This is a genomic window from Geminicoccus flavidas, from assembly GCF_009806515.1.
Taxonomy (GTDB): domain Bacteria; phylum Pseudomonadota; class Alphaproteobacteria; order Geminicoccales; family Geminicoccaceae; genus Geminicoccus; species Geminicoccus flavidus.
The window spans coordinates 1-5,079 of record NZ_WUJP01000111.1; the positions used below are offsets into that span (position 1 = coordinate 1).

The window sequence follows — 5,079 nt, forward strand, 5'->3', positions numbered from 1 at the left end:
GCCAGGATAGGCCTCGCGGCCCGGCGGGCGGCGCAGCAGCAGCGACATTTGGCGGTACGCGGTAGCCTGCTTGGACAGGTCGTCATACACGATCACGGCGTGCATGCCGTTGTCACGGAAATACTCGCCCATCGTGCAGCCAGTGTACGGCGCCAGGAACTGCATCGGCGCCGGCTCGGACGCGGTGGCGGCCACCACGATCGAGTACTCCATTGCACCGAAGTCGGTCAGCGTCTTCACCAGCTTCGCCACGGTGGAGCGCTTCTGGCCGACCGCCACGTAGATGCAGAACAGCTTCTTCGTGTCGTCGCCGCCAGCCGCCTCGTTGGTAGCCTTCTGGTTGATGAAGGTGTCGACCGCGATGGCGGACTTGCCGGTCTGGCGGTCGCCGATGATCAGCTCGCGCTGGCCGCGGCCGATCGGGATCAGCGCGTCGACCGCCTTCAGGCCGGTCTGCATCGGCTCATGGACGCCCTTGCGCGGGATGATGCCCGGCGCCTTCACCTCGACCAGGCGACGCTCGGTCGACTGGATCGGGCCCTTGCCGTCGATCGGGTTGCCCAGGCCGTCGACCACGCGGCCGAGCAGGCCCTTGCCGACCGGCACGTCCACGATGGCGTTGGTGCGCTTGACGACGTCGCCCTCGCGGATCGCGCTGTCGGGGCCGAAGATTACGACGCCGACATTGTCCTCTTCGAGGTTCAGCGCCATGCCCTTGGTGCCGTCCGCGAACTCGACCATCTCGCCGGCCTGGACGTCGTCCAACCCGTAGACGCGGGCGATGCCGTCACCCACCGAGAGGACCTGGCCGACCTCGGCCGTCTCTGCCTCGGCGCCGAAGTTCGCGATCTGGTCCTTCAGGATCGCCGAAATCTCAGCGGCACGGATATCCATCAGCCCAACCCTCTCATCGCGACATCAAGTTGCTGAAGCTTGCGCTTCAAGGATGCATCCACTTGGCGGGAACCCACCGTGACCACGAGCCCGCCGATCAGCGAGGGGTCGACCTTGGTGTCCAGCCGGACCTTCTTGCCGGAATACGCGGTGACCGCGTCCGTGAGCGCCGCCAGCTGCTTCTGGTCGAGCGGCTTCGCCGAGGCGACCTCCGCGGTCACCTCGCCGCGCTGTTCGGCCAGGCGCGCCCGGAACGAGCTCACGATCGAGGGCAGCGAGAACAGCCGGCGCTTGGCGGCCAGCACCCCCAGGAACTTCCGGGTGATCTCGCTCAGGTCCAGCTCGTCGGCGACCGCCGAGACGGCGCTGGCATGCTGCTCGCGGGTAACGACCGGGCTCGCGATCAGGCGCGCGAGGTCCGGACTTTCGGCGATGGCACGGTCGAGCTTGTCCAGGTCTGTTCCGACCTGATCAAGCGCACCCTGCTCGCTCGCCAGCTCGAACATCGCCTGCGCGTAACGCGCAGCCAATCCCGAACTCGTGGCTGTTCTGGCAGACAAACGGAACCCCGTCTTCGGCTACGGGCGGCACGCGTATTGCGTCGGCATCCAGCCGCCCGACTTTCGGCGGTGCGGCGGATAACACGACCGTGTGAGCCCTGCAAGCGACCCCCCGTCGCCCGCGCACATCCTGATCGGATTCGACGCAGGCGAGAAGCCCGATGAGCACGGCCGCGCAAGCAGAAATACGCTTTCCGTAAGGGAAAATGGGACGGGCGGACGGCTACAGCGCACCCGCAGGCGTGACGGGTCCGGCCCATGCGGACCGGACCCGTGCTGGCTCAGACGGCCATGGCGGGTCCTGGATCCAGCGCGAAGTCGCTCTTCGTCACCGAGGTCACGCCGTACAGGGTCAGGGTATGCCCGGATCCCACCAGGTCGGGTGCCAACGCATTGCCGAAATCGATCACCAGCGACCCACGGGCAGCCATGTCGTCCGGCTGGACATCGCGGAGTTCCACCCAGTCGTCCAATTCGGTGAGGCTGCCGTCGTGGTTGCTGTCGAGCCGGGCGAACACCTCGTAGCTGTCCAGCCGCGTCGACGGATCGCCGTCGAAGACGTCGGCGTAGAGCTTGTCCTCGCCACGGGTGAAATCGAGCGCCATCGTGTGCCCGGAGATGAACGACGGCTCGGACGGATCCTCCGGAATCTCGATCAGCATGTCGAACCGGTCGCTGCCGGCCCCGCCCGTCAGCAGGTCGGTGCCCCTATCACCGAACAGGATGTCGTCGCCCTCGCCGCCCAGGATGCGGTCGTCGCCCGCACCGCCGGACAGGTAGTCGTTGCCGGTACCTCCCTCGATGAGGTCGTTTCCGGCACCTCCTCCGATGAAGTCGTTGCCGCCGAGCCCGAAGATCTCCAGCCCCTGCCCCGGCGCCACGTTGACCGACCCCGCGTCGTCGCCCGCGGTCGCGGTGATGAGGTCGCCCGCCCGGCTTCCATAGAAGCGTTCGATCGAGACGAGCTGGTCCTTGCCGTCACCGTCGAAGACCTCGCCGGTGCTCAGGTTGGCCACGAGCATCTCGCGACCATCGGAATACTCGACCGTGTCGATCCCGTCGCCGCCGTCGAGCCGGTCATCGCCGGCACCACCCTGGAGCAGGTCGTCGCCGGCCTCGCCCTGGAGGAGATCGTCGCCGTCGCCACCCAGTAGGCGATCATGGCCCGCATCGCCGGACAGGCTGTCGTCGCCGTCATTGCCCTGGATATAGTCGTTGCCGATCCCGCCGAACACGAAATCGTCGCCGCCGAAGCCGAACAGGGCCAAGCCGCGGCCGTGCTCGACATTGCCGCCCACCGCCCCTTCCTTGCTGGCACCCATGATCACGTCACCCGCAGCGCCACCATAGAAGCGCTCGATCGAGGACAGACGGTCGATCCCCTCCGCCGTCACGACCTCGCCGGTGAACAGGTCGGCGAACAGGCTGACCGTCTCATCGGAATAGTTCGCCGTATCGACCCCGGCACCGCCCTGGAGCCGGTCGGAGCCGGCGCCGCCATGCAGCAGATCGTTGCTGGTGCCGCCCTCGAGCAGGTCGTCGGCAGTACCGCCGTAGAGCCGGTCCCGGCCCGTCCCGCCCAGCAGGCGGTCGGCACCGCCACGGCCGAGCAACACATCATCCCCACCCAAGCCATAGATGCTGTCGGCCGAGTTGGTCCCCCACAGCCGGTTGTTGCCGGCATCGCCCCTGATCGTAGCCAATGATCGTCTCCATCACCGTCGACTGATTCGACAGAACGGGAAACGCAGACACCGCATTTCTGTTTACCTGCGAGTCTCCACAGGTTTGTACAGCTGCGCAAATGAATTTCCGGTTCTATACAGACAGGCTGCAGCGCCATTTCCGGGTGGTCAACAGAAACGCAGTAATTGTTTCAATGCTGCAGCGACTCTCTGGCCGGCTGCCCGGGATGCGCCGCATCGGCCGGTGCCGGGACGTCAGAGGAAGTCGTAGGGGTCGACGTCGATCATGAGCTGGATGGCCGACGGCAGGCGGACCGCACCGGTCCAAAGGCGCAGATAGTCCGGCAAGTCGACGTCCAGGCGAGCGCGCACCAGCAGCCGCTCGCGCCAGCGCCCGCGCAGCAATGCTATTGGCGCCGGTGCCGGACCCAGCACCCGCACCCCCGGGTCGATGGGTGCTGCCAGCGCCAGATGGCGGGCGGCGGCCTGCACGTCGACCTGCCGCGCACCCGACAGGATCAGGGAAGCCAGCCGGCCGAACGGCGGAAGCAGGCCGTCCTCCCGTTCGGCAATCTCGGCGGCGACGAACCGGTCGCGGTCGCCGGACGCGAGGGCGCGCATCACCGGGTGGCCCGGCAGGTGGGTCTGGATCAGGACCCGGCCGGGCTTGTCCGCACGGCCGGCGCGGCCGGAAACCTGGTAGAGCAGCTGGAACGAGCGCTCCGCGGCGCGCAGGTCGCCGCCGCCCAGGCCAAGGTCGCCATCCACCACGCCCACCAGGGTCAGGTCCGGGAAATGGTGGCCCTTGGCGACCATCTGGGTCCCGATCAGGATGTCGACCTCGCGCCGCTCCACCGCACCCACGATTGCCGCCGCCTGCCCGGCGGTGGTGGCGGTGTCGCTGGTGAGCAGTGCCGTGCGCGCGTTGGGGAACAGGTGGCGCACCTCGTCGGCGATACGCTCCACGCCCGGCCCTGACAGGGCCAGCGCATCAGTCGTGCCACATTCCGGGCAATGGTCGGGCTCCGGCATGGAGAAGCCGCAATGGTGGCACTGCAGGCGCCGGCGCAGCCGGTGCGCGGTGAGCCAGGCCGAACAGTTCGGGCAGCGAAATCGGTGGCCGCAGGCCCGGCACAAGGACAGGGGCGCATAGCCGCGCCGGTTCAGGAACAGGAGCGCCTGCTCGCCGCGCTCCAGCGTCGCCTCCAGTTCGCCGACCATCCGGGGGGCGAGGAAGCCGGCACCACGGCGCGGCCTGGCCGAGCGCAGGTCGACGATGTCGACCTTGGGTGCCGGCGCACTGCCATGCCGCTCGGGCAGCACCAGCCGGTGGATACGGTCAGGGCCGGCGCTACTGGTGGCTACCACGGTTTCCAGCGACGGCGTGGCCGAGGCCAGCACGATCGGGCAGTTCTCGAAGCGCGCCCGGGCGATCGCCGCATCGCGTGCCTGGTAGGTGACGCCATCGTCCTGCTTGAAGGAGGGATCGTGCTCCTCGTCGACCACGATCAGCCCGACATCCCGCAACGGCAGCCACAGTGCAGAGCGCGCTCCCACCACCAGCGGGACCTTGCCCTCGATCGCCGCGCGCCAGATCTTGCGACGCCGGGCCGAGCGGACATCGGCATGCCAGGCGACCGGGGGCACGCCGAAGGTGCGGGTAAAGCGGGCCGACCACTGGCTGGTCAGGGCGATCTCGGGGAGCAGCACCAACGCCTGGCGGCCGGCCCGGATGCAGGCGGCGATCGCCGCGAAATAGACCTCGGTCTTGCCGGCCCCCGGCACCCCGTCCAGGAGGAAGGCCGCATGGCGCCGCTCCTGCACCGCCTCCTCCAGCCGCCGGGCAGCACTGGCCTGGCCCTCGTTCAGCTGGACCTCGATCCGGGCAGGATCGGGTACCGGCCAGCGCTCCTCGACCACATGGGTCTCGGGCAGGAGCG

Annotated in this window: 3 protein-coding genes and 1 pseudogene; all 4 read right to left on the reverse strand. The window is 68.4% G+C overall.

Going from position 1 to position 5,079, the window contains the following annotated elements; genetic code table 11:
• Window positions 1-894 (reverse strand): annotated as a pseudogene (locus EQG76_RS02970) (F0F1 ATP synthase subunit alpha); the annotation flags it as partial.
• On the reverse strand, window positions 894-1,424 hold the full coding sequence (locus EQG76_RS02975; protein ID WP_235031180.1) for a F0F1 ATP synthase subunit delta: 531 nt from the start codon (window positions 1,422-1,424) through the stop codon (window positions 894-896). The gene EQG76_RS02975 and the pseudogene EQG76_RS02970, both read right to left, overlap by 1 nt.
• Window positions 1,425-1,735: 311 nt before the next feature.
• Window positions 1,736-3,157 carry a calcium-binding protein gene (locus EQG76_RS02980; protein WP_159710486.1) on the reverse strand — a complete coding sequence of 474 codons (1,422 nt, stop codon included), beginning with the start codon at window positions 3,155-3,157 and terminating at the stop codon, window positions 1,736-1,738.
• 237 nt (window positions 3,158-3,394) lie between these two features.
• A partial coding sequence (gene priA / locus EQG76_RS02985; RefSeq protein ID WP_159710488.1) for a replication restart helicase PriA occupies window positions 3,395-5,079 on the reverse strand: 1,685 nt, incomplete at its 5' end.